Origin of the sequence: Pauljensenia sp. 27098_8_83 (genome assembly GCF_041432695.1) — a bacterium.
Classification (GTDB): domain Bacteria; phylum Actinomycetota; class Actinomycetes; order Actinomycetales; family Actinomycetaceae; genus Pauljensenia.
Window position 1 is genome coordinate 1 of the sequence record NZ_JAPWAD010000040.1, and the last position, 2,442, is coordinate 2,442.

Sequence of the window (2,442 nt, forward strand, 5' to 3'; positions counted from 1 at the left end):
AAAGGAACGAGGCCGGGGCTGATGCGCGGCGCGAGGCCGTACCCCGCGCAGGCGGCGCGCTTACTTCGAGGCCGACTCGCGATCCGCGTCGCGCGTGATCTTACGGGCGAAACCGTAGAGCAGCCACGTCGCACCCGCGAAGAACACGATGCCCAGCACGTTCGCGACCGGGGTGAAGCCGTCGCCGATGAACGGCAACGCCAGCGGGGATTCCGACCCCGTCGCGCCCGCGATGCCCGCGTAGACAACGCCGAACAGGGACTCGCCCACGATCAGGCCCGTCGCGGCCAGCGTGCCGAAACGCTTCGCGCGCTCCGCGTCCGCCTGCTTGGAAGCCCACCTGTTGTACAGGAAGCCAATCAGGCCGCCAAGCGGGATCAGGATCGTGAGGGAAACAGGCAGGTAAATGCCCATGCCGACCGCGAGCGGGGGCAGGGCCAGCTTGCCCTTCGAGGCGGGGCGCAGGACCTCGTCGATGATGATGACGACGACGCCGATCGCCGCGCCAATACCCAGGAGCTTCCAGTCGATGCCGCCGCCGAGCACGCCCTTCGCGAGCGAGGAAATCAGCGAGGCCTGCGGAGCCGCCAGCGCGTCCGGGCTGGCGCCCGGCGCACCCTGGAAGCCGAAGGATTTCTGCATGAGCTCCAGGACCGGGGGAATGATCAGCGAACCGAAGACGACACCGATGACCAGGGCGACCTGCTGCTTCCACGGGGTCGCGCCCACCAGCTGGCCGGTCTTGAGGTCCTGCAGGTTATCGTTCGCGATCGTCGCAATGCAGAACACGATCGCGGACGTGAACAGCGTGTAGGCGATGAGCGCCGTGTTCTCCTCCGTGGTCGAACCGCGGCCGTGCACCGCCAGGATGACGACCGCCGTGATGACGACGACCAGCAGGCCCACGCCCGACACGGGCGAGTTCGACGAGCCGATGAGGCCCGCCATGTAACCGCACACCGCCGCGACCAGCAGGCCCGCGAGCAGGATGAAGAGAACCGACACGGCAATCAGGACCGCCGTGTTGTGCTCGATCTGCGTGCCGCGCATGAACCACCACAGCAGGCCCGCGATCGGAACCATGGCCACGAAAATGGAGACGATGACCCACTTGCCGGGGATGTCCTGCTCGGTGCGGTCGATCTGCGTGCCCGCTTCCGCTGCGCCGCGCGAGGCGCGCAGCGACTCCGACATGCCGCGGACAATCGGGCCCATGATCTTGATGAGCGTCCAGATGGCGGCGACCGCCATGACGCCCGCGCCGATGAAACGCACGTCCGTCTTAAAAACCGTCGACAGGGCCTCAGTCAGGTCCTTCGCGCCGTCCAGCTGGCCGTTCGCGTACAGGGGCAGCAGGACGCCGTAGGAAATCACCATGCCGATGAACATCGCGACGCCCACCGTCATGCCGACCAGGTGACCCACGCCGATCAGGGCGAGGGACAGGGAGGTGGAGAGCATCGTGCCCGTCGAGCCGATCTTGAAGGCAGTGCCGACTTCGGAGGCCGTCACCTTCAGGTAGCCGAACAGGGCCATCGCCGCCGAGGCCAGAGCGCCCCAGGTGATCGCGAGCAGGCCGCGCTTGTTATCCTCGCCGGCCTCCTGGGAGTCGCCGACCTTGAGGATCTCCGCGCCCGCCACGCCCTCGGGGTACGGCAGGTCCGAACCCGTCACGAGCGCGCGACGCAGAGGAATCGAGTACATGACGCCCAGCGCACCGCCGACCGCGCACACGAACATGGTCTCCCAGTACGGGAAACCGCTCCACCATCCGACGATCACGAGGCCGGGAAGAACGAAGATGACAGCCGACAGCGTGCCCGCCGCCGACGCGATCGTCTGAACGATGTTGTTCTCCTGGACCGTGTGATCGCCCCAGAAGCGCAGAACCGCCATCGAGATGACGGCCGCCGGGATCGACGTTGCGAACGTCAAGCCGACCTTCAGACCCAGATACACGTTCGCGGCCGTGAACAGCAGTGTAATAATGCCGCCGATGATGATGCCGCGCAGGGTCAGTTCTTTGAGCGACGTTTGCTTCGTCGCAGTTGGCGCAGACACGAAAAATCCTTTCGCTGCGTTGAGTAGATACCCTGCAAGAGTAGAGCATGTATGCGCTGCCGTGAATGGTATGCGGTCGCTTAATCTCGTTTTCAACTGTTCTAAATGGGGAGGTGGTGGTTGCTTTGTGTGTTGTCGTGTGATCTTGCGGGGTTGTGTGGCCCTGCTCCCAGCCTGCCCGGTCGATTTGCGTTGCCCGGGGTGTTCTGTAGTAGAGTATCCGGGTAAGGTAGCGTGTCCGAGCGGCCGAAGGTGCAGCACTCGAAATGCTGTGTGGTGTCACAGCCACCCTGGGTTCAAATCCCAGCGCTACCGCCACTGCCGCCCGGCCCCATTGGGGCCGGGCGGTTTTGTTATGCCTAAGTGGCGTGCCGTGTTGCT

The 2,442-nt window shown here is 65.1% G+C and carries 1 protein-coding gene and 1 tRNA gene; one reads left to right on the plus strand and one right to left on the minus strand.

The features are described 5' to 3' along the window. Nucleotides 1-60 precede the first annotated feature (60 nt). Nucleotides 61-2,061 (minus strand): OPT family oligopeptide transporter, encoded by a 2,001-nt coding sequence (locus tag O3656_RS10170; RefSeq protein WP_500063954.1) that lies wholly within the window; start codon nt 2,059-2,061, stop codon nt 61-63. A 228-nt stretch (nt 2,062-2,289) separates the two neighbouring features. On the opposite strand from O3656_RS10170, the gene O3656_RS10175 reads away from it, so the two are divergent. Further along, a tRNA-Ser gene (locus O3656_RS10175) sits at nt 2,290-2,379 on the plus strand. Nucleotides 2,380-2,442: the final 63 nt, after the last annotated feature.